The 822-nt window shown below is 49.8% G+C and carries 1 pseudogene; it reads left to right on the top strand.

Going from position 1 to position 822, the window contains the following annotated elements:
• Nucleotides 1-638: 638 nt before the first annotated feature.
• Nucleotides 639-822 (top strand): annotated as a pseudogene (locus AWU74_RS06545) (hypothetical protein); the annotation flags it as partial.

The raw sequence follows: 822 nt of genomic DNA, 5'->3' as shown, positions 1-822 counted from the left end.
CCTGCATTCGCCCGCGGCGATTCTCGACGGGCTCGCCGCGTTTATGGCACGGAAAGGCTTTAGGTCTATAGAGGATATGCGCGGAATCGCGCTGTGATGCATTACCCGTTATGGCTCGGACTGACCCCAAAGCTGTAAGGATGATGATTTGATTGGCGGGAAGTATCCGTGCACAAGGCTACCGAGAGGGTTGACCGAAAGGCGAAAAAGTGGCTTTACCTATATGCCGAGTTCCTTCAAGAAACTCGGTATATAGGCTCTTGCCTATACGTATAGAGACAGGTTTACCTACAGGTGAAAGCATAGAGGTAAAACTTATGTACCGCCGAACGTGTGTGCTTTTATCTTTCAGCCGGGTTTGACGAAACGTTTTGGTGTGCGTATACTTCGTTTCAGAAACTAATTGGAAATTTCCGCCGCCATTATTACCCGCTAAACGACATTTTTAATGCGTTAAATGATTCATTCAAATGAAAATGCTAATATTTTTTATTGTAGGCAAATGCTTTTTGTATTTATATGTATCAAGTTTACCGACATAAGTCTCATTAGTTTCTTCTAAGGTCTGATACCCCGCTGCAAGCAGCGGGGATTCTTTATCAACGCGGCAGACGCGCACGGGCGCTCCGCGGAGAGACGTGCTGCCCGAATTCGGGAACCGGAACAGCGTGCACAAGCGGTTTTGCCGCCGGCGGGACAAGGGAATAGGGAAAACACCGGCGGACGCCGCAGTAGGCGAGCCTGCCGGGGATACCCGTATGATAGATTCGGCGTATATAAAAGCGCATGCGGCGCACGAGGCGGCAGGTGAGGATATCAGCC

The sequence above is a fragment of the Treponema endosymbiont of Eucomonympha sp. genome (assembly GCF_001028545.1).
The sequence above is the reverse complement of the archived record's forward strand: the minus strand, read 5'-3'. Positions and strand labels throughout refer to the sequence as shown.